At 62.0% G+C, this 23199-nt stretch carries 27 protein-coding genes and 1 pseudogene; 4 read left to right on the top strand and 24 right to left on the bottom strand.

Features of this window, described 5'->3' with window-relative positions:
• Positions 1-215: 215 nt before the first annotated feature.
• The 14 genes and pseudogenes from WN73_RS17685 to WN73_RS17620 all read right to left on the bottom strand — a co-directional run bounded on the left by WN73_RS17685 (position 216) and on the right by WN73_RS17620 (position 10878).
• A complete protein-coding gene (locus WN73_RS17685; RefSeq protein ID WP_271554011.1) occupies positions 216-656 on the bottom strand; it encodes a CopG family transcriptional regulator in 441 nt (146 codons plus the stop codon).
• Between the two features lie 7 nt (positions 657-663).
• A pseudogene (locus WN73_RS17680) lies at positions 664-2615 on the bottom strand (conjugal transfer protein TraG).
• Between the two features lie 74 nt (positions 2616-2689).
• Positions 2690-4429, bottom strand: a complete 1740-nt coding sequence (locus tag WN73_RS17675; RefSeq protein WP_271554010.1) for a relaxase/mobilization nuclease domain-containing protein — start codon at positions 4427-4429, stop codon at positions 2690-2692.
• A gap of 468 nt (positions 4430-4897) precedes the next feature.
• Entirely contained in the window at positions 4898-5806 is a 909-nt protein-coding gene (locus WN73_RS17670) for a lytic transglycosylase domain-containing protein (protein WP_271554008.1), read from the bottom strand.
• 4 nt (positions 5807-5810) lie between these two features.
• Positions 5811-6146, bottom strand: coding sequence for a DUF736 domain-containing protein (locus WN73_RS17665; RefSeq protein WP_109141649.1), 336 nt, complete (start codon positions 6144-6146; stop codon positions 5811-5813).
• A gap of 34 nt (positions 6147-6180) precedes the next feature.
• Entirely contained in the window at positions 6181-6726 is a 546-nt protein-coding gene (locus WN73_RS17660; protein ID WP_271554006.1) for a S26 family signal peptidase, read from the bottom strand.
• A complete protein-coding gene (locus WN73_RS17655; protein ID WP_271554004.1) occupies positions 6723-7241 on the bottom strand; it encodes a DUF2840 domain-containing protein in 519 nt (172 codons plus the stop codon). Before WN73_RS17655 ends, WN73_RS17660 begins: the two co-directional genes overlap by 4 nt.
• Positions 7238-7492 (bottom strand): ribbon-helix-helix protein, encoded by a 255-nt coding sequence (locus tag WN73_RS17650; RefSeq protein ID WP_271554003.1) that lies wholly within the window; start codon positions 7490-7492, stop codon positions 7238-7240. Before WN73_RS17650 ends, WN73_RS17655 begins: the two co-directional genes overlap by 4 nt.
• A complete protein-coding gene (parA, locus tag WN73_RS17645) occupies positions 7489-8127 on the bottom strand; it encodes a ParA family partition ATPase (RefSeq protein ID WP_225129103.1) in 639 nt (212 codons plus the stop codon). Before parA ends, WN73_RS17650 begins: the two co-directional genes overlap by 4 nt.
• Entirely contained in the window at positions 8124-9239 is a 1116-nt protein-coding gene (locus WN73_RS17640) for a replication initiator protein A (protein WP_271554001.1), read from the bottom strand. Before WN73_RS17640 ends, parA begins: the two co-directional genes overlap by 4 nt.
• Before the next feature lie 13 nt (positions 9240-9252).
• Positions 9253-9504, bottom strand: a complete 252-nt coding sequence (locus WN73_RS17635; RefSeq protein WP_271554000.1) for a helix-turn-helix transcriptional regulator — start codon at positions 9502-9504, stop codon at positions 9253-9255.
• Between the two features lie 203 nt (positions 9505-9707).
• Positions 9708-10223: a DUF2285 domain-containing protein gene (locus WN73_RS17630; protein ID WP_271553999.1), complete on the bottom strand. Its 516-nt coding sequence runs from the start codon at positions 10221-10223 to the stop codon at positions 9708-9710.
• A gap of 61 nt (positions 10224-10284) precedes the next feature.
• Positions 10285-10494: a transcriptional regulator domain-containing protein gene (locus WN73_RS17625; RefSeq protein WP_271553998.1), complete on the bottom strand. Its 210-nt coding sequence runs from the start codon at positions 10492-10494 to the stop codon at positions 10285-10287.
• A gap of 120 nt (positions 10495-10614) precedes the next feature.
• Entirely contained in the window at positions 10615-10878 is a 264-nt protein-coding gene (locus tag WN73_RS17620) for a DUF2285 domain-containing protein (RefSeq protein ID WP_271553997.1), read from the bottom strand.
• A gap of 231 nt (positions 10879-11109) precedes the next feature.
• Here WN73_RS17620 and WN73_RS17615 point away from each other — a divergent pair, with 231 nt between their 5' ends.
• On the top strand, positions 11110-11343 hold the full coding sequence (locus tag WN73_RS17615; protein WP_036046501.1) for a helix-turn-helix domain-containing protein: 234 nt from the start codon (positions 11110-11112) through the stop codon (positions 11341-11343).
• 163 nt (positions 11344-11506) lie between these two features.
• On the top strand, positions 11507-11923 hold the full coding sequence (locus WN73_RS17610) for a hypothetical protein (protein ID WP_271553996.1): 417 nt from the start codon (positions 11507-11509) through the stop codon (positions 11921-11923).
• A 107-nt stretch (positions 11924-12030) separates the two neighbouring features.
• On the opposite strand, the gene WN73_RS17605 is transcribed toward WN73_RS17610, so the two are convergent.
• The 3 genes from WN73_RS17605 to WN73_RS17595 form a co-directional block, all read right to left on the bottom strand.
• Positions 12031-12357: a DUF736 domain-containing protein gene (locus tag WN73_RS17605; RefSeq protein WP_271553994.1), complete on the bottom strand. Its 327-nt coding sequence runs from the start codon at positions 12355-12357 to the stop codon at positions 12031-12033.
• Between the two features lie 653 nt (positions 12358-13010).
• A complete protein-coding gene (locus WN73_RS17600) occupies positions 13011-13190 on the bottom strand; it encodes a hypothetical protein (protein WP_271553993.1) in 180 nt (59 codons plus the stop codon).
• A gap of 264 nt (positions 13191-13454) precedes the next feature.
• Positions 13455-13694, bottom strand: a complete 240-nt coding sequence (locus tag WN73_RS17595; RefSeq protein WP_249784675.1) for a cold-shock protein — start codon at positions 13692-13694, stop codon at positions 13455-13457.
• Positions 13695-14113: 419 nt separating this feature from the next.
• On the opposite strand from WN73_RS17595, the gene WN73_RS17590 reads away from it, so the two are divergent.
• On the top strand, positions 14114-14860 hold the full coding sequence (locus WN73_RS17590) for a class I SAM-dependent methyltransferase (protein WP_271554014.1): 747 nt from the start codon (positions 14114-14116) through the stop codon (positions 14858-14860).
• 54 nt (positions 14861-14914) lie between these two features.
• Here WN73_RS17590 and WN73_RS17585 read toward each other — a convergent pair whose 3' ends face one another.
• The 6 genes from WN73_RS17585 to WN73_RS17560 form a co-directional block, all read right to left on the bottom strand.
• Positions 14915-15355 carry a hypothetical protein gene (locus WN73_RS17585; protein ID WP_271553990.1) on the bottom strand — a complete coding sequence of 147 codons (441 nt, stop codon included), beginning with the start codon at positions 15353-15355 and terminating at the stop codon, positions 14915-14917.
• A 153-nt stretch (positions 15356-15508) separates the two neighbouring features.
• Positions 15509-15673: a hypothetical protein gene (locus tag WN73_RS17580; protein WP_271553989.1), complete on the bottom strand. Its 165-nt coding sequence runs from the start codon at positions 15671-15673 to the stop codon at positions 15509-15511.
• An 807-nt stretch (positions 15674-16480) separates the two neighbouring features.
• Positions 16481-17653, bottom strand: coding sequence for an LLM class flavin-dependent oxidoreductase (locus WN73_RS17575; RefSeq protein ID WP_271553988.1), 1173 nt, complete (start codon positions 17651-17653; stop codon positions 16481-16483).
• A gap of 53 nt (positions 17654-17706) precedes the next feature.
• Positions 17707-18702 carry an ABC transporter substrate-binding protein gene (locus WN73_RS17570; protein ID WP_271553987.1) on the bottom strand — a complete coding sequence of 332 codons (996 nt, stop codon included), beginning with the start codon at positions 18700-18702 and terminating at the stop codon, positions 17707-17709.
• A 97-nt stretch (positions 18703-18799) separates the two neighbouring features.
• Positions 18800-19636: an ABC transporter permease gene (locus WN73_RS17565; RefSeq protein ID WP_271553986.1), complete on the bottom strand. Its 837-nt coding sequence runs from the start codon at positions 19634-19636 to the stop codon at positions 18800-18802.
• Positions 19636-20442, bottom strand: a complete 807-nt coding sequence (locus WN73_RS17560) for an ABC transporter ATP-binding protein (protein ID WP_271553985.1) — start codon at positions 20440-20442, stop codon at positions 19636-19638. The genes WN73_RS17565 and WN73_RS17560 overlap by 1 nt, the downstream gene beginning before the upstream one ends.
• A 1026-nt stretch (positions 20443-21468) precedes the next feature.
• On the opposite strand from WN73_RS17560, the gene WN73_RS17555 reads away from it, so the two are divergent.
• A complete protein-coding gene (locus WN73_RS17555; RefSeq protein ID WP_271553984.1) occupies positions 21469-21768 on the top strand; it encodes a chorismate mutase in 300 nt (99 codons plus the stop codon).
• Positions 21769-21986: 218 nt separating this feature from the next.
• Here the strand turns inward: WN73_RS17555 and WN73_RS17550 are convergent, their stop codons facing one another.
• On the bottom strand, positions 21987-22916 hold the full coding sequence (locus tag WN73_RS17550) for a DUF2493 domain-containing protein (RefSeq protein ID WP_271553983.1): 930 nt from the start codon (positions 22914-22916) through the stop codon (positions 21987-21989).
• Positions 22917-23199 lie beyond the last annotated feature (283 nt).

The raw sequence follows: 23199 nt of genomic DNA, 5'->3' as shown, positions 1-23199 counted from the left end.
GTCCGTCGTGCCTTGTCGGGTTTGCGAGTTTGCCGATGTCCGGTCGTGTGTGGGTCGGCGGATCACGGCACTCTGCGGCGAATCCCCCTAAGGAGAACCCGAGAGGATTCTTGGTGCCGTGAAAACGAACTATCTTATATAACCCTTTACTGCATATTTGCGGATCTTTGGCGCGGCATCACGCAGATTTCCTGCAGACTTCGGGCAGGGAGGGGCTAATCACCGCGAACCGAGCCATTCTTCTGAACATCCTCCGGGATTTCCTGTCGCAGTTTCGGACCGTGATTGAGTCGGCGGCCCAACGCGGCGACGAAGTTATCATAACGCGCTCCGGCCTGTGCCCTCGCGGCCTTGGCGACCGGTTCAGGGAGTGGTGGTGTCGTGGTGAGCCAGAAGCGGATGAAGAGAGCAATGGTCTCGACAGAAATCCCGACATCCCGCTCGAGCCGTGCGATCCGGCGGTCGATCTGGTCGAGGCGCTTGGCAGTAGCGGCCTCCCGCCGCTCGTCAGCGTCCGGCGAAAGAAAGGACGCGATCGCGGCTTCGGCGATAAGCGACATCGGCTGCTCGCGCCGGGCGGCATAGGACGACAGCGCCTTCATGACATCAGGATCGAGATAGACCGACATCTGAGCCTTTTTCTTTTGCGCGGTCACGCCCACCTCACAATCCGAGATCATCGCCAGGATCGAGCAAGGCTTGACGCGCCACGCCCTGCATCATGTCGTTCATCCGCCTGATCCTGGGGGCATCTTCATCGAACTCGTCGGCGAGGTCAGGCGTGAACTCGTTGTCGAGCGGTTCCCGCTTTCCCACGACGTCTTGAACCAGTTCCAGCTGCCGGCGGCGATCCGCGGTCTTTGGATCTTCGTCGTCCGTCTGGTCGTCGGTCGACGCCTCTAATGCCGTTGCGCGCGGCAGCAGTGGCCGTGAACTCCAATCGTCCGGCCGCCAGTCGTTGGGTTTGGTCAGCGTCGGCGGCGCCAGGATTCGCTCCTGGAAGCGCCCGTCCTCGTAATAGCGCGCCTTCTTGGCCCTGATCGGACGGAGGCCAGACATCATGACGATCTCATCGGATGGCGGGAGCTGCATCATTTCACCGGGCGTCAGCAGTGGCCGGGCGGTCTCCGACCGCGACACCATGAGATGGCCGAGCCAAGGTGCCAGCCGGCTGCCGGCGTAGTTCTTCATCGCCTTCATCTCGGTCGCCGTACCGAGCGCATCGCTCACCCGCTTTGCAGTCCGCTCGTCGTTGGTCGCAAAACTGACCCGGACGTGACAGTTGTCGAGGATCGAGTTGTTGGGCCCGTAGGCCTTTTCGATCTGGTTCAGCGACTGGGCGATCAGGAAGCTCTTGATGCCGTAACCCGCCATGAAGGCCAGCGCGGACTCGAAGAAGTCGAGCCGGCCGAGCGCCGGGAATTCGTCGAGCATCAGGAGGAGACGGCGCCGGCCGGCCTTGGCCTGCAGATCCTCAGTCAAGCGGCGGCCGATCTGGTTGAGGATCAGGCGGATCAGCGGCTTGGTGCGGTTGATGTCCGACGGCGGCACGACAAGGTAAAGTGTGGTCGCTCGCTCTTCGCCGACGATGTCGGTGATTCGCCAGTCGCAGCGCCGTGTCACCTCCGCCACCACCGGATCCCGGTAAAGGCCCAGGAACGACATGGCGGTACTCAAGACGCCGGACCGCTCGTTGCCGGACTTATTCAGCAGCTCGCGGGCCGCGGAAGCGACCACGGGATGGACACCGGCCTCACCGAGATGCGCGGTCCGCATCATCGCGGCGAGCGTCGTCTCGATCGGCCGCTTCGGATCGGACAGGAAGGCTGCGACGCCCGCGAGGGTCTTGTCTTGCTCGGCATAGAGGACGTGGAGAATCGCGCCAACCAGGAGGGCGTGGCTGGTCTTCTCCCAATGGTTCCGCTTCTCCAGGCTGCCCTCCGGGTCCACCAGGATGTCGGCGATGTTCTGGACGTCGCGTACCTCCCACTCGCCGCGGCGGACCTCCAGCAGCGGATTGTACGCCGACGACTTCGCATTGGTTGGATCGAACAGAAGCACGCGGCCGTGCTGGCTGCGGAAGCCGGCGGTGAGCTGCCAGTTCTCCCCTTTGATGTCATGGACGATCGCCGAGCCCGGCCAGGTCAGCAGCGAAGGGATGACGAGACCGACGCCCTTTCCGCTCCGGGTCGGCGCGAAACACAGCACGTGCTCCGGTCCATCATGGCGGAGGTAGGTGCGCTCGAACCGGCCGAGCACGACGCCGTCGGGCCCGAGTAACCCCGCCTGCTCGATCTCCTTTGCCGCAGCCCATCGCGCGGAGCCATAGGTCTCGGCATCTTCTGCCTCGCGGGCGCGCCAGACCGACATGCCGATCGCGACAGACGCGGCGATGATGCCGCCGGATGCCGCGATGAAGGCGCCTTCAGTAAAGATTGAGGGCGCATAGGCATATCGTAAGCGTACCACCACCAGAAGAAGGCCGGCGGGAGATAGAAAGGAAAACGGAGCAGCTCGAACCAGGGCTGCCCGAGTTGCGGCTGAAAGCCGAGCCGCCAGGCCGTCCATTCCGTCGCGGTCCAGATCGTCAGCAGAACGATCGCAAAGACCGTGATGACCTGCCCTCAGAGAATCTTGGTAGCGGACATGGCCGCCGCCCTTTCCTGACGTCGGTGATTGGAGGGATCACTCAAAGTTCGAGCCCCCGGTTGCGTCCGAATCCCCAATCGATGCCGCCGTCCGCGCGGGCGACGCCGGAGACATGCCGGCCGAGCTGCTTTTCGAGCGAGGGCGTCCAGGGCACGAGCTGGAAGCCGAGACCGTCGTCGATCATGGCGAAGCGGCCGGAGGCGAGCGCGAAGCGCTGCCGATAGGTGCCGGCGACATACTCGCCGGCGGCCGACGGGTTGAAGGGTCGGCCCGTCTCGGCGGCGAGCTGCTTGCCAAGAGCATCCAGCTCCCGACGACGCAGCGTGCCGATCAGATTGTGAGAATAGACGAGGCCGCGCGCCTGGCGCTCGGCGAGTCCCTGCTCGATGAGCTGCTCGGCCCGCCGTTGTATGGCGTCGCGGACCTCGGCGCCGAAGCCGGTCTGGCCTAATGCCACGGCGTCGCGTGCGACGGCCTGCCGGTCGAGCCATGTCGCGCCGCTCGCTGTCACCTGCGCCTCGATCGAGAGATCGGAGCGGACGGCGAGCGCGACTCGACGCTGCCCTCTCGCGTCATCGAATTTGCGGAGTTCGACGATCGCGCCCGGCGCACTGTCGCCAGCAGCGTCGAGATCGGTCAGCCTGATGTGGTGGGTGCGGCCATCGACGCCGTCGACCACGGCATAGGCGGTCCCTTTGAGTTCGTCGTCGAGACCGCGATCGACGAGGCGTCCGATGACGGGGACGTCGAGGCTTTCGCCTGATAGCACGTAGCTCGCGGTCCCCCGCTCGATGCCGCGTTCGGACAGGCTGCGGTGGATGCGCTTGATGATGTCGCCGCGTTCGCCAAGCTCGCGCAAGGTCGTCTCGGCGGCCTCGTCCATGACCCATTGGCCCGGCCCGATCTGATGAGCGATGCCGAGGCTTTCCAAGCGCCGCAGCCGGCCGAGCTTCAGCGCATGGAACTGATCAGGCTGCTGCGCCGGATTGGGCGCGAGGTCGATGACGCCGTGCCGGTCTGCATCGCGAACAAGCTGGCGGTCGAGCTGTGTCCAGCGCTCGGCTTCGACCTGGCGCTCAAGCGAGCGGCGGATGTCGAGATCGGAGCGCAGTCCGAGTTCCTGCGTAACTCGGTCCTGGGCGCGGGCGCGCATCCCCTCCTTGATGTAGTCGCGGGAGATGACGAGGTCCTGGCCGTCTTCGGCGACGCCACGCACGATGATGTGGACGTGCGGGTGCTGGGTGTTCCAGTGATCGACACCCATCCAGTCGAGCTTGGTGCCAAGATCTATTTCCATCTGACCGACCAGCTCGCGGGCAAAACCCTTGAGGTCGGCCATCTCGGACGCATCTTCGGGCGAGACGATGAAGCGGAAATGGTGCCGGTCACCCCGACAGCGCTCGGCAAAGGCCTTGGGGTCGGCCTCCTCGGTGTCCGGACCGAACAGGTGGGCCTTCTCCCCGTCCCGGGTGACGCCCTCGCGCCGGAGATAGCCGAGATGCGCGGCGAGCGACGCCGATCTGGCCCGATGCCGGACGACCCGGGCCTTGATCGTCACCAGACGCGAGCGACCGGTGAGCAGACGGTTTGCCCGCACGCTGGCGACACGGCCCCGGCCGAAGCGCGAATGACGGGAGCTGACGAGATGGCCGGCGCGCGAGATGCCTCCGCCGGCGCGTTGAGCCGCCGCAAGCGCCTGGGCGATGAAGGGCTTGGCGCGTTGGCTCCGTGCGGAGCGGATGCGGCCTGGCCGAGGCTGAAAGTCGTTCTCCTCAGCCATTGCCCACCCCGGCAATGTGTGAAAAGCAGAATCCCCGCAATGAGTTGCTGGTGAGGCGCACGTTGCGCGCCGAAGCCGCACATTGCCGGATCGGCAAAAAAGGAAAGCAACAACAACCAACCGACCGAGCCGCACATTGCGGCCTTTTATCTCGCCATCGTTCGGTCGGTACTCGCGGAAGCCCCCACTGTTTGCGAGTGTTTGCGATAGCGATCGTTACCCGAAGGGCCGAGACACCCGTAGGGTGGCTCGGTGAGGAGCGAAGCGACGAGTAGAGCGCGGGCCGAAGGCATCGCCCGTATGACTGTATTGCAGCGTTTCGAATGCAAACCGAATGTTCGTCAAGGGGCGCCAGCGAACCTGGAAACTGACAGCTGTTATCGGGAGCTGCCCGATGTGCAGCCGCCGCAACAAGGATGCGTGCAGACGTACCGCGATCCGCGCATTGACGTTGAAGATGCCGTGCAGTCATTGCGATCGCCCCGTGGCCGAGAGCGCGACGAACAGGCCCTCCGACTGCGGCGCAATCGCCGAAATATCGTGCACCGGAGTGCCAACTGAGCCGCCGTGTGCGGGTTGATCGAGCGCCGCTCGCGCGCCAGGGGACGGCCCGTCAGCGTGGTCGAAGAACAGCGGCGCCCGCGTCCAGGATGAACGAGAAGAAGCCGCTAGGAGAAGAGGTCCTGGCGCTCCCTCCGCGTCGACAAAAGGGACGATGGCCGCGACATAGGCTGTCGTCTCCGCGGGCAGTGGACGGTGTCTATCCCGAAACTCCTCGTAGCGGCCGGGACCTGCATTATAGGCCGCGAGAAAGCCCGGCGAGCCGTAACGGTCGTGCAGTTCGCGAAGAAAGGCGGCGCCGGCGAGGATGTTGTCACGGGGATCGAAGGGATCGCGCCCGAGACCATAGCGCGCGCGCATGTCCGCCCAAGTCTTGGGCATGAGTTGCATCAGGCCGAGTGCGCCTTTGGGTGAGACGGCACGCCGATCGCCATTGCTCTCGACCCGCATGACGGCTCGTATCCATGCAGCCGGAATGCCAAAGCGCTGCGCGGCCTCTGCCACATGAGATGCGTAGTGATCGCTCGCCGGTTGACTTCGTGCCGGTGCTCTCTGCCCGGACACTGCTGCCGTTGGCCCGCCAACCACCAGCAGGCCGGTAAGGAGGAGAACGGCAAGGCTCGCCCTGTCTCCGCCATCATGGCGAGGCGTCTTGCTGCCTACCGGCGGTGCGCACGGACCACCGGTTTGACCGCCGCTGTGCGTGGCGACCGCCCGACGGTTGCGTGGACCCGAGTTATGAGAGGGCTTTTCCCCGAACAAGGGGGTGGACCGTTGATGCGCCTGGTTGGCGGCACGCGCGACAGGATCCTGCATGCAATCAGTCCCGCTCGGCGCGTTGGGGCTGACGATTCCAGTTCAGCGTCCAGGCCGCTTTGTCGTCGCCCGACTGGAAGAGATTTGCGCGGATCGGCCGCGGCAGCGCCGGGTCGTCGATGACGAGCGAAACGTAATCGCCGGCCTTCTCGCCGGTCCGCTTCCAACCTGCGCCGATCTCCGGGCCATCGGCATCGCCGAGGCGGATACGGTAGTCCGGCGCGTTCTCGGCATCCGAGGATTCGGCCGGGACGAGGGTGAGAATCCGCTCGAAGAACAGCGTTTCAACGCGTCCGGTGAAGCCGGACTTATCGCGCGTGAACTGGCCGATTTGTGCCATGGGAAAGCTCCTGGGTTGCTGGGTTGGAAACGGGTCAATGGGTGGCGGCGCGCCAGACGAAACGGCCGTCGGCGGCTTCGTCCGTCCAAAGCGGGACTGCGCGCGCGACGATCGAGCTGACGGGGAGCGCGCCGAAATAGCGGCCGTCCAGGCTATCTGGGACGGTCGGGTTCATGAGAAAGACCTCGCCCGGTTCGAGGGTATGGCAACCGCTCCAACGCGGCAGCGGACGGCCGCGATGATCGTGCTCGTGTGCGGCGCCGACATCGACAGCATCGACCGTGATGGCATCGCCCGACCGGCACATGGTTTGCCCGGGCAGCGCCATCACACGCTTCAGCAGCGGCAGACCTTTTGGAAGAAAGCCGCCATCGGCAAGGAAGCTGGCGATCGGTTCCGGCGGCCGTACCGCGACCAGTTCCAAGTCGCGCAGCTCTCCGAGCGGATGCAGCGCGTAGAGCCCTATTGGCGTGCTCGCGGTAGCGTTCCAAATCAGCCGCGGCGCAGGATGAACGAGGGCCAGGGCGCCAGCGACCAGCGCCGCAAGGTAGGTCAACATGAGATAGCCGAAGCGGGTCATGGCGTGACGCTCCGGCGCTTGAGCCAGGCGATATGCTGCTCGCGCGTGTAGGCGCGCGGCACATGGTCGGCAGCGAGACGATTGTGGAGATGCCGCCAGTATTCGGGTGCGGCGTCAGCCGGATCGATGGAGAGCGCCTCAATAGCGTCGACGGCCTGCAACACGCGCTCGACCTTCGGCCAGCTATCGACGCGCAGCAGGATTTCGCCGCCGGGACGGACGAATGGCAGCGTCTGATAGTGCTGGCCGGCCTCAACGGCACGCACGATATCCATGCGCGACACCACGGTGCTATAGTCGTTCGATGCCCAGCGGACGAAGCCAAAGATGCTGCCGGGCGCAAAACTTGAGACGCTGCGGCGACGGTCGAGAATCTTCTCCTCCGCGCGACGGCCGAAGCGCAGCCAGTGCTCGATCCGCTTCTCGATCCAGGTCAGCTCGACATGGGTGAGCGCAACAGCACGTCGATGCGACGGAGGTACGGCGCGCGGCGGCAAGGCCTCGTTGTCGTTCATGACGGCTCTCCGGCGTTAGCGGGGAATTCTCGCGCGAGCAATTCGCGGAGCATGTCGGCAACGGTCGCGCCGCGCTGGAACGCGGCGACCTTGATGCGGCCGCGCAGCGCCGGCGTGATGTCGATGGTCAAACGCGCGGTGAATGCCGCTGCTTCATTCACGCTTCGTGGCGGTGCGTCACTGGCCTTGACCCAGCTTTCGGCATCGCCGGGACGCGAGACGAAGCCGCGCTTGGTGAAGCGCTCGCTCATGGCGCGAACCTCGCAACTTCTGCCGCGAGCGCGGCGATTTCGCGGGCGGCGGCGCTCTGCTCGGCGAACTCGAAGACGAGCCGTCCGGACTGCGCGGCGTCAGCAAAGACCACGCGTTGTCCGATCGTGCTGGCGAGCACCGGCGGATCGTGGTCGGCGAGAGTTTCGGCCGTCTCGCGGGCGATGATCGTGCGCGCGCCGCAGCGGTTGAGCACAAAGCGAGCGGCAAGCTGCGGACGATAGATGCGAGCCTCTCGCAGCAGAGCGAGCATCTCGGCCGAGGCCCAGCCGTCGAATGGCGACGGCTGCACGGGGATCAACACTAGATCCGCCGCCAGCAGCGCCGAACGCATCAGTCCCGCGACGCGCGGCGGCCCGTCAATGACGACATGATCGGCGGAGCGTGCGATCTCCGGTGCCTCGCGGTGCAGCGTATCTCGTGCGAGGCCAACGACGCCGAACAACCGTGCGACGTTCTCCCTCGCACGCTGCTGCGACCAGTCCAATGCCGAGCCCTGGGGGTCAGCATCGATCAGCGTCACACGCTTTCCGCGCAGCGCCCATTCACCGGCGAGGTGCAGGGCGAGCGTGGTCTTGCCGACACCGCCCTTCTGATTGAGCACGGCGACAATCATCGCTTGGCTCCCGTCTTGCGACCTGGAAGCGGCAGAGATGGTTGGCTTGGGTGGTTGCTTGACGGCTCAGCGCGAGCATCCGCATTATCCGCAAGACGTACTGGCCCACTACAACAGTTAGATTCTAAGTTAGACTCTAAGTTAAGGCACGGAATCACGGTTTCCGGCCAAAGCGTTAGTTGCGGTTCGCGCGTGCGAAGTCCCGATAGGGCTGCGTGCGGAATCCCGATGCTGTTTGCGTGCGAAGTCCCGAGCGCTTCCACAGCGCCGTCCACAGGGGCAGTGGACAGTTTGGTCGGCAGAATACGCAGCAATTCGCGGCGCGCTTCACACTCGATGCACAAGCGGTAGCCGGGAAGCGGCTGACGCGCAGCGATGCGCCGGATCTGCAGCGCGAAATCAGAGACACGCACCAGGCTACCCGACTTCGCATGGAGGTGCGCGACCTCAAACAGCCATCCTCTCGGCTGATGGCCGGCGTGCTTGCGCGCGACGCGGTAGAGCCAGCGCTCGATCCCGCCGGTCAGGCTGAAATAGGCCGGATCGATCGTGAGAACGAGTGAGCGATCGATGACGCCGCGATAGAACCAATCCGGAAGGACGAATTCCATGCCTTCCACCCGACCGTCTTGCCGCGCGCATTCTTCCCATTCGTTGATCCATGAGAACTGGTGGCGCCGCCAATGCTCCCCCTGCCGGATGCTGGTGCGGATGACGGTCGCCTGCAGGCGAGCCAATGCCCCCTTCAAGAGCTTGTAGTCGCGGGCGCCGGTCTGTCGGCCGACTGCGGTCAGAAGCTGGTAGGGTGTGAAGCGCAGGAAGCGCGAGGTCTTCAGACCGAGGTTCTCGGCCTCGACAATCTGGCTGGCCGCCCAAATCAGCACGTCGGCATCCCAGATGGTGGCCATACCGTGCTCAGGAACTGCATAGACTTCGACACACACATCGCCGGTCTGGTAGAGGATCGGCCTTGTTCGCTTGGCCTTGGCGAGCGAAAAGAACGGGCGCTCCATCAGGTCGCGCTGATCGCGCGGGCTGGCGTCGCCGGTGGCGACAACGAACGGGTCGAGCTTGCTTCGCTCGCTGGGCGTGATGAGGCGGCGCGACGACATGGCGGGCGTTGCCTTAGCGATGCGCGTTGCCTGCGGCGCGGGCCTCGACATAGCGAGGATCCGACGTTGAAGTGCAGGCGGCCTGATCGGCCCATGCTTCGAGATCGCCGATCGCGTAGACGACGCGGCCTCCGAGCTTGCGAAAGGTCGGACCATTGCCGTGGCAGCGATATTTCTCAAGCGTGCGCGGCGAGATGCCGAGGAGGCGCGCGGCCTCGGGGGTGCGCACGTAGCGGGTTGAGAGTTGCGCGGGCCTATCGAGCATGGGAGATCTCCGTCTTGCCTCGAAGCGCCGCGGCCAAGTCGCGGCATGTCCGGGCCAGAGTGGCGGAGAGTTCAGGCGTTGGGGGTGGACGAAAATTGACGTACGTTTGTGTCCCCCCTTCGTCGCAACCAAGCGAAGCCAGGCGTACTAGCGGGGCGCAACTAACTCATCAGGTCGATGGCTTGAAGGAATCGGGGAGCCGATCAGAGGCCGCGCAGAAGTTTGAGATAGCCGCGCTCGACCAAAGCGATTGAATCGTGAATGAGCCGGTTCGCCTTACGGCGGGCATGAGAATCCTTCCACTCGACCGAACGACGCTGGGCATGTTCGGAGGCGAGCACCTTCGCTGCCACGTCTCGCGGGCCGCCGCCCAGGTCGTGGACGTCGAAGGCGTGCAGTAACTGAATCAATCGCCGTTTCTGGAACGACGTCAGCCGCAGAGCCGCCGGCAGAAGACCGGAGCGCTGGCCAGCAAGGCGGCGCGCGAAGTGTAGCACCACGTCGGCCCGCAGTTCGCCCATGCTGTCGAGCGGCAGAAGCACGGCAGGCCTGAGCGCGGCCTGCTCGTCGCGCAAGCGGACATGCAACTCGCCCGAGCCGTCGGCGATCACCAACTCGCGACCATCAGCATCGGGCTGCTCGAGGAGCGACTGCCCAAAAGCGCTGCGATCAATCGAACGGGGAATATCGAAGCCTGGCGGCGCTGGCTCCAGGATCAAAGTTCCCGGTGATGCCTCGGGAAGCCAAATGGCTGCCTCGGGCCCAACCGGAGAGACGGGGTCATGGGCGACACCGCAACCTCCATCGACGTGCGAAAATCGTTCGGATGGTGTTGGGATCGGAGTCGCCGCGCGCGATTTGGCGCTCAGTGCGGGCGAAGTCGCGGCGGTAGTCGGCATTGCGACGAAGGAATTCGAGGGCAAAACCCGGACGCTCAAGGCGATTCAGGCGTTCGATGGTCTCCGGCGAGCGCCAGTACTGGGTCGGCATGGTCTGTCTTCTCGTCTTTTTTGTTATGTGCCCCACACCACGATGCGTAAAGACGGCACGAGAGACCAGACCTCTAGGTTGCATCACGCGAGATCGCAATTTGCGTGTCAGGGGCGCAGTTCACTGCATCCGCGGTTCCAAAAGGTCCTGATATCCGGCTTCCGACATCCATCGCGCACGGGCGAGATGGCTGTCATGGACGAGTCTGGCACGATCCGGTTCGCGCGCGGGGTCGAGGCCGAAGATCACACTGACCACCTCACGCCAGTCGGCGCCCTCCTCTTCGGCCATCAACAACCGAACGTAGATTGCAAGATGTTTCTCGTCATAGGCATTGACGCGATCAGTTATTGGCGGACTGTCCTGGAATGGCGCTTCGTTCATTGCAATTGCTCCTCAGCATTGATGCAGCGATTAGAATTCATCTAAGCTCCGGAACTTTGCAAGCTGGGAAATCGCCGCACGCGATTTGTGCCGTGATGCGCAGATCGCATCGCAGCGCTCCCCGCAAGCGGCAAACTCGGCCCAAGCCAGACGATATGAATAACACGGCTCGGTACGAATCGGAACGATCGTTCCTGGAATGATCGTTCCGATGTGAGTTCCCTTGTCGCCATGGATCTCAAGGAGGTCATGGCGATCAATTTGCGTCGGATACGCCATAAGAAGGAGATGACGCAGGAAGAGTTGGCCGATGGTGCCGGGCTAAGTGTCCGTTACGTCGGCGCAATTGAACGCGCCGATGTGTCGGCCAGCGTAACCGTGCTCGGCCGAATCGCGGAGGCGCTAGGGGTCGAAGCAACCGATCTGATCAAACGAACGGCGGTTCATCCTCATCGCGCTCGATGATGTGACGAATTTGTGCTCCATCGCAGCCTTGGCACGTTATGAATCAACTCGGCATTGCGTCACGCATAAGTTGATAGGCGACTTTGCGTAAATCTGGTCTGTCTCCAAAGACGCATACCTGTCCAGGGATGGAAGGGCGTGCTGAGTGAGATGGAGTGGGCTTATGACCCTGTACGAGCACTTGCCAGCCGACATCCGCGAGGTCGTGGACGCTTACGTCGGGGACCTCAGGCCCCAACCTTGGCGGATTCGCTTCCTCTTGCTGATTGATCTCCTTCAAGAGAAGTTGGAGAGCGGACCGGCCGCTGAGCATTGGCGTCTACTTCAACAATGGACCGGCATAGTGACGGCAATCTTGGAACACTTGCCGCCTGACAGTTCGGTCGTCGAATGTTTGGGGTTGATGAGCATCAGCTTCAACGACCAATGGCGCGCTCAGGCGCTCGGCCAGATCGAGCGGGATCCTACGGTGCTGGATCGTCTCGTCGCAATCTGCCCCGACTGGGCAGACATCGTCGAAACCGTATTGGAGGCCAATCAAAGACGGCCGATCAAGGCGGGCCAGGCTCGCGCTCGCTGATCGGAATCGATCCGGCATGCGCACCGGCTCACCAAGCTCTGCGGGGCCTGCTCTTGAGCTTAGCGATGCCCCGCCCGGGCCAGCCGGGCGAGGCATCGCGGATCGGCTCAGTCGCCGTTGCGACGGCTGGGTCGGGACCAGATCAGGCTGAAGCCCTCACCGTCCTCGTCGTCGAAGAGGTTGGCGAAGATCGGTGCGGTGAAGCTCGGATCGTCGAGCTTGAGACCGAGATAGTCGCGGCCCTCGTTGGAGCGCTTGGACCAGGCGGCCCCGATCTCCACACGGCCGACGTAAACCCGATGGCTGGGAGCGTTGTCGCCCGAGCGGCTGGTTTCGGGGATGATCCGGACGTTCCTGGCCTGGAGCGAGAGGGTCACGATTTGGCCGTTGAACTCGTTGTTGCCGGTCTTCTTGAAGGTGCCGATGGTCGCCATGGTAATTCTCCTGATCTCTGTTTCCCGAGCCCGCACCTTGCGGCCTCGATGGTGATCGACAGGCCGGAGGCGATCGACGGCGCACCCCGAAGGGGCCGAAGCGTCAGCGGAGGATGGCAGCAGAGCGACTTTCTTGTTTCGCGAGGAATGACGGCGCAGCCGGCAGGGGAAGAAAGTCGATCGGCGCCGTTGCGCCATAGGCGGTCGAGGCGTCAGCCGTCCTTCGGCCAGATCTATCCATCGAAGAGGCCGTTTGGTGCGCTCGGTCCGAACAGAGCTGACATCAAGGAGAACGTGGCGATCTGCGAGTCCCACTGAAAGAGTTGGCTGGCGCAACCGAATCCAATGGTGATGAGCTCTCTTTATTGCAGGTGGACGGATCTCCGCTTCCACGATAGCGCGTCGACAGCACACCACATTCACGAGAGCGGCTGGCCGTATCTGTGATCCGTCGCCGTTTGGTCGATGCCGCACAAGGACTGCCACGAAACTGCCACTCTGCGATGATCGGTCGAGCCTCGACGCTTGGGCCGCTCTGAGTGTAGCTCAAAGACAAGAATCGCGAGCACGCTGGATGCCTGATCCGCCCTTTCAATGTGACGCTATCGGCCGTCGCCAGGCCCTTCCTCGGACGGCGCAGAGGTCACGACGTATTAGCCGCGCAGCCCACGGAGGATCTCGTGCATGACGATGCCCGTTAAGAGTTCGAGGAAGAAGAGAATCAAATGAGCGACAATAGCACCCTCGAAGACAGAACCGTCGAAGCGATACGGCACTATCGCGAGGCCCTCGCCGTGGTCGACGGCCTGGAGCGAAAAGAACGTTCCGCGCATCGAGCGCTGACCAGGATACTGCCTGAATTGGGGCGCGCCTTACGCAGTCAAGACCGGCGGTGTCTTAAGAATAGCATTAAGATCGGCTTGGCAGCTGTCTCGCGGCAAGACGAAGCGTGGGCCAACCTAACCGAGGCGACCGCACGTTTGGATTCAGCCCGCTCGACTTTGGCCGCCCTCGAGCGCCAACTGGGATATCTTCCAAAGGTCTCAAAACCACGAGCTTCAGGCTAGCTCAAAGTATGCCAGGACGTCGAGCTGCACTTATCCTAGACGGAGATTTTCTGCTGCTTGTTTACCGCTGCGGTTCGTCACCAGCTCGTAGCTGACCTTCGCGCCTTCAACGAGCGAGGTATAGCCGGCCTTCTCTACCGCAGAGATGTGCACGAAAACATCTTTGCCACCATCATCCGGCGCAATGAATCCATAGCCTTTCGTCGGGTTGAACCACTTAACAGTCCCTAACGCCACGTCATTTGCTCCAAAAAGGAAAAACACGTTCATATCTAAATCAATCAACGATCCGGTCGCAAGTCTCCGCGCGAATAGTAGCCTGAAGGGATCCGTTGTCTCGCGCGGTCGCAGGTCTTGGACAGAGGAAATAAAATGCCCGACGTGCTGGTCGTACAAGCACCTTGAAATGGGCCGACGTTCAAGAACGCGGACGCGAAGGTCACATTTTCTTCGAAAGCCGCGTGCTAACTGTTGCCTGGTTGTCGCGGCCGGATGTACGCCGTGGCATCACGGGAGCCCCGGCCTTCATGCCGGGGTTTTTCGTTTTCGGCGCGAGAAGCCCGCCGATTCAAGATGCCTTTTGTGCAGCTGATTTGAGTAGGATCATGACGCGTCGTAGACTGCGACAATTCTGCTTGGATCTGCTGGAACCGTCCGAGGCAGAGCGAAAAGCCGAACAGCAGGCAGACATGGCGCAGAATATTTACGACAATTCCGATTTCTTCGCTGGCTACAGCCAGTTGCCCCGGCAGGTGCATGGGCTGGACGGCGCTCCTGAATGGCCCGCGATCCGAGCTATGCTGCCCGATCTGGGCGGGAAACGTGTCGTTGATCTGGGATGTGGCTTCGGCTGGGCCTCGCGCTGGATGCGTGAGCAGGGCGCGGCCTCGGTTCTTGGTCTCGATCTGTCGCAGAACATGATCGAGCGTGCTAGGATGGACACAGCGGATACGGCCATCGAGTATCGCATCGCCGATCTCGACACACTTGATCTACCTGAGACGGCTTTCGACCTCGCCTACAGCGCACTGACCTTTCACTATGTTCAGGATTTTGGCCGCCTCATGCAGGTGATCCGCAAGGCACTGGTTCCTGATGGGCATTTCGTCTTTACAATTGAGCATCCGATCTTCATGGCCGCGGCACATCCGCACTGGATTTCCGATGAGGAGGGCCGCAAAACATGGCCGGTCAATCGATATTCCGTCGAGGGTAAACGTCGGACGGACTGGTTCGCCAAGGACGTTCTGAAATACCACAGGACGCTTGGCACGACCCTGAACACGCTGATCAGCGCGGGCTTTCAAATTCGGCGGGTCGAGGAGTTTGCCCCGACACGCGAGCAGATCCAGCAGATGCCGCAATTGGCCGAAGAATTGGAGCGTCCCATGATGCTGATTGTGTCTGCGTCCACATCGATTGCCGGTAGTGCTTAGAAGCCGTCGTAATACCCGGTCTGACTAGGTCCTGCCGGGCGCCCAGCACTGATGTCAGCCTCGCGCCACGCTTTGTCTTGCTGGTTCGTCTAAGGCCATCCCGGTGAAGCGAACCAGGGCCGTGATGCTGACGGCAACAGCCCCGACGACCGCGAAAACCGTCTGCCACGCGGGTGAAGATATCCCCATCTGGGCGATTCCGTGCGTCGCGCTGTAACCGGCGAAGGTAGCAGGCGCGACATAGATGAGGATGATCAAGAGTCGAAGCCAAGTCCGTTGCACGAAGGCGAGCGCGAGTTGGCCAATGCCAATGGTCACACCGCCCGCCATGAGCCCTGCTGCTGCGCCACCGAGCACTCCGGCGCCGGTATGGAAGGCCCAGGTGCCGATCGTCAGGCCAACGAAGAAAGGCAGTGCGAAAACAGCGAGCGTGAACAGCAAGCAGCAGAAGAAGCCGATGCCAACGAGGACAAGCAGTGGTCCAAAGATGATCATGGTGGTGGTCTCCGTGAGATAAAGGTCTGACGGTCGCGCCTTCCACCACCACCACCACGGCGCAACCGACAGCATAGCGATAAACGGCGGCGACAGGGAGCGGAAATCCGAAAGGGCCTCCGCTCGCCGGCCGACGATCTGCGGCCCTCTTCGTCATCGGAAGGGATCGAATTCGTAAATCACGTCGGCCGGATCGCCGTCGTATTCGGTGGCCGGCATGACGCCGTATCCGCCCATGCCGGTGCGGAAGATAACGACGCAGACCATGAGGGTGGTGGCGAGGCTCCAGGCGTTGGCGAAGGCAAGGCTTTGAGACATCGGTCCGGCTCCTGTTCTGAGGCGGGGACCATCCCCGCGCGACAGGCGCCCGATGAATCCGGCTGTAGGCCGCAATCACCGCGCAGGCGAAGACGAAGCGGCGGCACGCTTCAGCGTAAGCCGACCCCTTGCGGGTTGATGGCTTCAGGCCTGCGGCCGGATCAAGGATCAGCGCCGAGGCAGCGGGGGGTGTTCGCCAAACAGGAGCCCGGTTGCCGGGCCTGCGCGGCTCTCGGCTGGAACATCGCTTAAATCACGGTGCGGTGGCGGATCGGTTAGGATGGATTGTGGATTGATGTGCGGTTGAGGAGGTCGGCATGACGGAGTTCACAGGACGCGACGACGAATGCGACGCACCCTGCTGCGCGACCAACGGAACTGGAGCAAGTGATGACACGCTGGTATCCAAGCCGCGATCTGGCCCGCCTGCTCGAAGCGCTGAGCGAGGAAATCCTTGCGGCGAGCGATGAAGAGGTGCAGCAAACGTCCAGTCTACAGGGAGGGACAATCGCCAGCACCACTCTCGAGGTCAGAGTGGTAATTAGCGCCGCGCGCAGGGCCGCGAACGGGAGCCCCAATCGAGACTGTGATCTGAATGATGATTCGGGCGAACCCGGCGCAAGGCCGCGGCGGACGCGAGCGGGCCGCAGTTTGTCGCACAATCAGCGGCATTGAGTGAAAGAGGAGGGCCGGAGCCCTGATGGCGGTGATTTTCCTTCAAGGCAAACACCGACCAAATCGAAGGTGATGATGATCAGTACTTGGTGACATCAATGAAGGAACCACGGATGTACTAGTCCTTGCATCTTAGGAGACCGGTCGCCGGACCCCCGCTTGCTGCAACAGCGGTAGCACAGACTTGCCGAAAAATTCGAGATCTTCGCGGAAATCATAGAACGAAATCTGCATCCCGTTGCAACCCGCTTTGTTCAGGGCGATGAGCCAGTCCGCAACCTGCTCTGGGTTGCCGATCAGGTGCACGTTTCCGCCGAGAATACGCTCGCGCGGCACGTGATTGGCCCAAGCCTTGCTGTCGCCGCTCTTGAAATGGTTGGCGTACCCGGCGGCCGCCTCCATGTCCGCCTGGCGAATGATCTCGTCGAAATAGTCCCTCGCCTCTGCTTCCGTGGGCCGGCAGACGATCATCGGATTGATGATGGTGCGAATGTTGCGGCCGAAGCTAGCTGCCTCAGCCTTGAGTTTGGCCGTATGAGCCGGCAGCGCCTCGATTGCCCGCTCGACGTTGGCGCCTGCCGGGCTGGTGATAAATGCGATATCGGAGTGCCGCGCCGCGTAGGAAAATCCCGCGGGTGAGCCGGTTGCGCTCACAAGAATAGGCCGCCCGTAGCGCGGCTTGGGACGCACGAACGCCTCCTCAAGGCGCCAGAATTGACCTTCATATGTGAAATTATGCTCCGATTGCCAAAGCCGCTTCGCAATGGACATGAACTCATCCGCCATCTCGTAGCGAAGGTCATGCTCCTGACGGCGCATACCGAACATGAGCGGTTCTGCCGGAGAGAACCCGGTCACGACATTGATGCCGAAGCGTCCCTTGGAAATGTGATCGGCGGTGGCCGCAAAACGTGCCAGATGCATCGGGTGCCACGGGCCGTAGAGGATGTGGATGGTCGAGAGCAACAGCAATCGTTTGGTGAGGGCTGCGAGCGCCGTGACCGTCATGAACGGGTCGATCGAATCTTCTCGAAACCGGATCTTGCCGCCATAGCCGCCGGCACGAACCCATTCCGACAAACCAAACACCAGATCGAAGCCCAGCTCCTCGGCACGAACCGCGAGTGCTGCGTTGTAGTCGAACTCCCACGATGTCGAGCGAGGCGCCGCGGATGCGGACCAGCCTCCGCTTTGTGTCGGCAGGAACAGGCCGAGGATCATCGGCTGGCGCAGCACGCACGCGAGCGGGCTATCGTCGAAGTCCGCCGGGGATGGCGTCTCGTGGAAGCGAGGATCTCGATTCATTTCAGTTCCGATTCAGGCAACGGCGGTGACGCGGCCGTTCATTTTTTTCACTGTCAGCCCAAGATCTTGATCTTGGCGGGGTCCGGGAAATCGCCGGCTGCAATCTGCCTTTGCGCGACGGTGACGGGCCCGCGGTCATAGTAAGACGCAGCGTCAAGGCGGGCCGTGAGCAGCTTCTGCTCGTGCAGGAAGTCGAGGACCTTTTGACTTTCCGAGATTTCGGCATCAGAGACGACAAAATCGAGCGATTTGACGTCCTTTACTGGCGCGCGCAGATAACGATCGGCATCGGTTGCCGCCCGCAACAGGCTGGCGTCCAGGCGCGAGGTTTGCGCAAACCATTCGTCAGCCTGGGGAAGATTGTTCGAAGTCCACCATACCGCCAAGATCCATGCCTTGAGAAATCGGATCGCCGCCTCTTCTCCATTCCGGGCGAGCCAAGGCCCACTCAATGCTTGAATGCCGGAGGCGCCTTTTGGATCGCGCCACAGCTCCCTGCCGATCTTCTGCTGCAACAATCTTTCGTAGGTCGGATCCCACGTGGTGACGGCATCGACGAGCCCACTCTTGAGGGATTCAGCCTGCTCGGCAATATCCTGGTTGATGATCGTGATGTCCTTGAACGGCTCCTTGATCCCGGCCGCGACCACCGCCTGAATGCTTCGGGGAAACACGGTCGTTCCGAAAGCCCCTGACAGTTTCGCTCCCTTCAGGTCGGCCAGCGTGGTGCCTTTGGAATCGTTGCGGACGACGATGCCGAAGCGCTGATCGTGCGTTCGGTGCAGCACCTTGGAGCCCGGAATGCGTGAAATCGCGCGCAATGTGGGCGCGTCCGCGGCATAGACGTTGTCGATGCTTCCGGCGACGGCCGCCTCACCCAGCGGTCCGCCGAAGGTGAAAGTCTTGAACTCGGCCTCGATCCCGTTGAGCTCGAGAATGTTCGTATGGCGCAATGCCTCGAAGATTTCGCCACCTCCGGCCCAGAGGCTCTGGTAGCCGAGCGTGATCCTGGTCAAGGCCTTGCTCTGGGCGGCAACGATCGCCGGCATCGGGAAACCTGCGGCAAGGCCGCCAATGGCGGTGCCCGCGCCAATCAGGAACGTTCTGCGTCTCATGACATCAACCCATCCAATAGTCTAAAGGAATTCAATCGGGCAGCCCCTGGCGCACCGTAAGTCGGCGCTCGATAAGCAGCATCAGGCTATTCATGGCAAAGCCAATCAAGCCGATCACCAGCATGCCGGCGAGAACCTTCTCGGTCTCGATCGTGGTCCGCGCGAGCTGGATCATGTAGCCGAGGCCTGAGGTTGCCGAGACCAATTCGGCGGCGATGACGCAAGTCCAGCCGGTGCCGAGCCCTATGCGCATTCCCGTGAGGATGTGCGGTAGCGTCGCCGGCAGCAGGACCTGGCGGATAAACAATCCGCGTGGCGCAGCAAAGCAACGAGCGACGCGGACGTAGACATCCGCAAGTGAGCGAGCACCATCAAAGGTACTGGTGAAGATTGGAAAGAACGCGCCGAGCGCGATCAGGAACCAGGCGGGCCGATCGCCGAGGCCGAACCACAGGATCGCGATCGGAATCCATGCAATGACGGAGATGGGACGAATGACCTCGATCAGCGGAAGCACGTACCGGGCCAGCTCCGATAAACGCCCCAGAAGAAGGCCGAGACCAACTCCTGCGACAGTTGCGATCGAAAAGCCGACTAGGACCCTGAGGATGCTGGCAGAGACGTCGCGCCACAACATGCCGGCGCGCGCCAGGTCCAACACCGCGGCCCCGAGCGCGGACGGCGGCGGGAACAGGTTTCCGTTAATGATCGCAGACTGGACGCCGATCTCCCACAGTACGGGCAGCACCAGCAGCGGCACGAAATACTTCACTTGCGCAAAGGGGAGCGAGGTCGGCCTGGTTTTGACGAGATCAGTGAGTGCGCTGCCTCGCTCCTGCGAGCGGGCGCCGGCCTGCAACAGCGACATCAATGATGCTCCGCTGTTGGAGTGACCCGCCCCAGCAAATCGAGCACCTCGTGCTTGAGATCAAGGAACAGGGCATTACGGACGCGGATCTCTGGCGCGCGTGGGCGGGGGACCCTTATGTCGATGACGGAGTGGATACGCCCGGGCCGAGATCCCATCACGACCACCCGATCGCTCAGGAACACGGCTTCCTCGACATTGTGCGTAATCAGCACGAAAGTCTTGTGCGCGCGAGACCAGATTGCGAGCAACTCCTCCTGAAGCCGGTCGCGTGTCAGTGAATCCAGAGCTGCAAATGGCTCATCCATCAAAACGACTTCGGGGTCCGGAGCAAGGGCTCTTGCAATGCTGACCCGCTGCCGCATACCACCTGACAACTGAGACGGATATGCCTTCTCGAACCCATCCAGGCCGACGAGCGAAATGAAGTGACGGACACGTGCGTCTCGCTCGGATGCCGACAATCTCTGCGCACCCAATCCAAAGGCGATGTTGTCGGCAACCGTGAGCCAGGGAAAAAGTGCATAGTCCTGAAACATCATCGTGCGATCGGGACCGGGGCCGGCGATTTCGGCGCCTTCCTTCAGCACGCGGCCCGAGGTCGGCTTGATGAAGCCGGCGACGACGTTCAGGAGGGTCGTCTTTCCGCAACCGGACGGACCGATGATCGACAGGAATTCGCCGGCTTTTATCTCAAGATCGACCTCTTGAAGCGCCGGAAACTGCTTCCCGTCGCGCTTCTCGAAATGCTTGGAGATGGATTGTAGGGCGAACATCCGTCGGCGTATTGATTTCAGGATATCCATTATCCATCCAGACGCGCGACAGGTGTTTTCAAATTTCGTCCATGACGTATGACATCCATGCTGCACCGTGATGGCGAGGAAGCATGAACGCACTTGTTCTTGGGCAGCGAAGGCGAGATTGCTCGATCCTGGAGTGTGCCTGCGCGCCTTCCCTGAACAAGGCTTGGTATCTTCTGGGCGTTAAGTCAGCGGTGCACCTAACGTGTTTCCCGGAGAACCTGTCAAACCGAGCGCGTTGTTTCGTGATTGCATTCGGACCGGCTCGCGCGCGAGCCTGCCATCTTTACTTTTGTTGAGTTTCCTGATGTTCATGTAACAAGCTGCATCGTCAGCGACGGAGTGATCATGCCGCCTCAAAGTGAGTCTCAGGACGGCTCGACCGAAACCAAGACTGCTTCGAGACGTATTCGCAACGGAAGTGAACGCGCTTGGACGGCCGTTGAACGGCACAAATTGCGAGGGTTGATTGATCAAGGACAGCCGGCGAGCAGGGTCGCGCGAATTCTCAGACGACCGTTGACCTCCGTCAAAGAGATGGCGAGCAGCCTGGGGTTGCTCTTGGAGCGCGAATAGGCGCGATCCCACTCGTTGAGGACAATTATTTTGCCGCAATAATGGCGTTATCCGCGATAGCGAGCATGGTTCGTTTAAGGTGGCGACGCTTACCGGCCGGATTGCGCCTACCATGGCAATTCCCTGCAAGATACTTATGCAGCCCCCTCTTCGACGTGTCGAAAGTTCGATCGGGAGCTCCAGAGCGGACAATTCGCCGGGCCGACGCAACCAGGTGCTTAGTGTGTAGCAGCGCCTAAGAGCGTGTTTGTGCAGGAATTCTTGAATAGGTGTGGATATGCCAAGCAGTTTTTCTGCTCTGGTGGAGCAGACAGGAGACGAGCTATATTCTGCCAATACATCGGCTAACTAACCCGCTGAGTTTCTTCGCAGCCCCGGCCAGTTGCAATGCAGGCATGTGGTGAACTCTCTGCCACCCGCCCTCCAGCTTGACAAAAATACAGAGGACTTCAGGTGTTGGAGACACCATGCGAATTGGAAGCTCTTCGGAGCAGCATCGATAATTTGGATGCAGCCCTGATCCACATTCTCGCGGAACGCTTCAGATGTACTCGGCAAGTAGGAGAATTGAAGGCCCGCCTTCAACTGCCTGCGGCAGATCCGGCTCGTGAGGAAAAGCAGATAGAAAGACTGCGTGCACTCGCAACGGCGAGCAACCTTGACCCGGATTTTGCTCAGAAGTTCCTGGCATTCATCATCAAAGAAGTGATTCGCCATCACGACGCTGTTCGTGAACAGTCAGGTAAGGCATAGCATTCTTTAGTTCAGCTTGTGACTCGTCCTCCTAAAAGAATGCCGCTGACTTCCTCTAAAGTTACCACGGCAAAGCGTAAGCATCGAGCTCGCTCCTAAACTGCGCTTAGCCAAAGGCCAATTCACGGGCTGCGGCCCACCCATGGGAGCCGCGGCTCGTCGCAAAAGCGGCATTGAACGAGCCGGAGGCTCCTGGCCATTAGAATTTGCGGCAGCGCTTATGCCCCGCCAAAACTCCAGACCGGGATGCCTAGCTTCTTGGCCTTGTCGGCGAGATTGTCTTGGATGCCGGTGCCGGGGAAGTGCATCACGCCGATCGGCAGCGTCTCCAGCATCACATCGTTGCGCTTGAACGGAGCGGCCTTGGCATGCTTCGTCCAGTCGGGCTTGAAGGCGATCTGAGGGACCTTGCGGTTGTCGGCCCACTTGGCGGCGATCAGCTCGGCGCCCTTGGGGGATCCGCCGTGCAGCAGCACCATGTCCGGGTGCTTCGCGTACACCTGGTCGAGCTTAGCCCAGATTAGCTGGTGGTTGTTGAAGTCGAGACCGCCGGTCAGCGCGATTTTCGGACCGCGCGGCATGAGCACCTGATTGTCGGCGCGCTTCTTCGCGGCCAGGAAATCGCGGCTGTCGATCATCGCCGAGGTCAGATTGCGACGGTTGACCTTCGACCCGTTGCGCGGCCGCCAGGCGGAATAGGTGTGGCGTTCGAACTCGTCGGCGGCCTGGTCGCGCATCAGCTCGAAGGCGTTGCGGCGCTCGATCAGCGTTTGCCCTTCTGCCGTCAGACGCTCCAGCTCGACGGATTTGATTTCGCTGCCGTCCTGCTCCCGCTGCGAGCGCTGCTGGGCCAGCTCGTTATCGTCGAGCTCGCGCTCGATCCTGTCGATCGCACGATGGAAGACGTTTACCATCGACCAGAGCAGGTCTTCGAGGTCGGGCTCAAGACGGGTATCGGACAGCGCCACCACCAGGGCATCGAAGATGTCGGCGACGCTGCCGGCGAGGATTTGCGCTTCAGGAAGCCCGCGGGGATCGGGCTCATCGTGGAAGGGACGGTAGCCATGGAGCTGGAGTTCCTGGAGGACCTGGTCGGTCGGGGATGAGCTGTGGTGCGGCTCGAAATCGTTGTCGTGGTCGGCGGTCATTGCGGTTTTCCCTCGTCGGATCGACCGCGCCCATCGCGGCCTTCATGGCGACGAAAGCGGCAGGCGGAACGGACTTGCACCCGCAGCGCAGCGGAGGGCCGGAGCCTTGGCGGAGGACCGAAGGGGGCCGACTATTTTGTCTCGCGATGTAAAGGCGGCTCTGCCGCCGACGGAAAATAGTCGGCCCACGAGGTTGCCGGTCCGGGCCGCTTGCCGCCCGATCGCCCTTTCAGAAGGCCGTGGGGCGGTCCTCTCCGACGCCGAGGGGAAGCACGATCACAGG

This window comes from Bradyrhizobium sp. CCBAU 45394 (genome assembly GCF_028128655.1).
Lineage (GTDB): Bacteria > Pseudomonadota > Alphaproteobacteria > Rhizobiales > Xanthobacteraceae > Bradyrhizobium > Bradyrhizobium diazoefficiens.
Note: the sequence above shows the minus strand (reverse complement) of the source record. Positions and strands in the feature narration are given on the sequence as shown.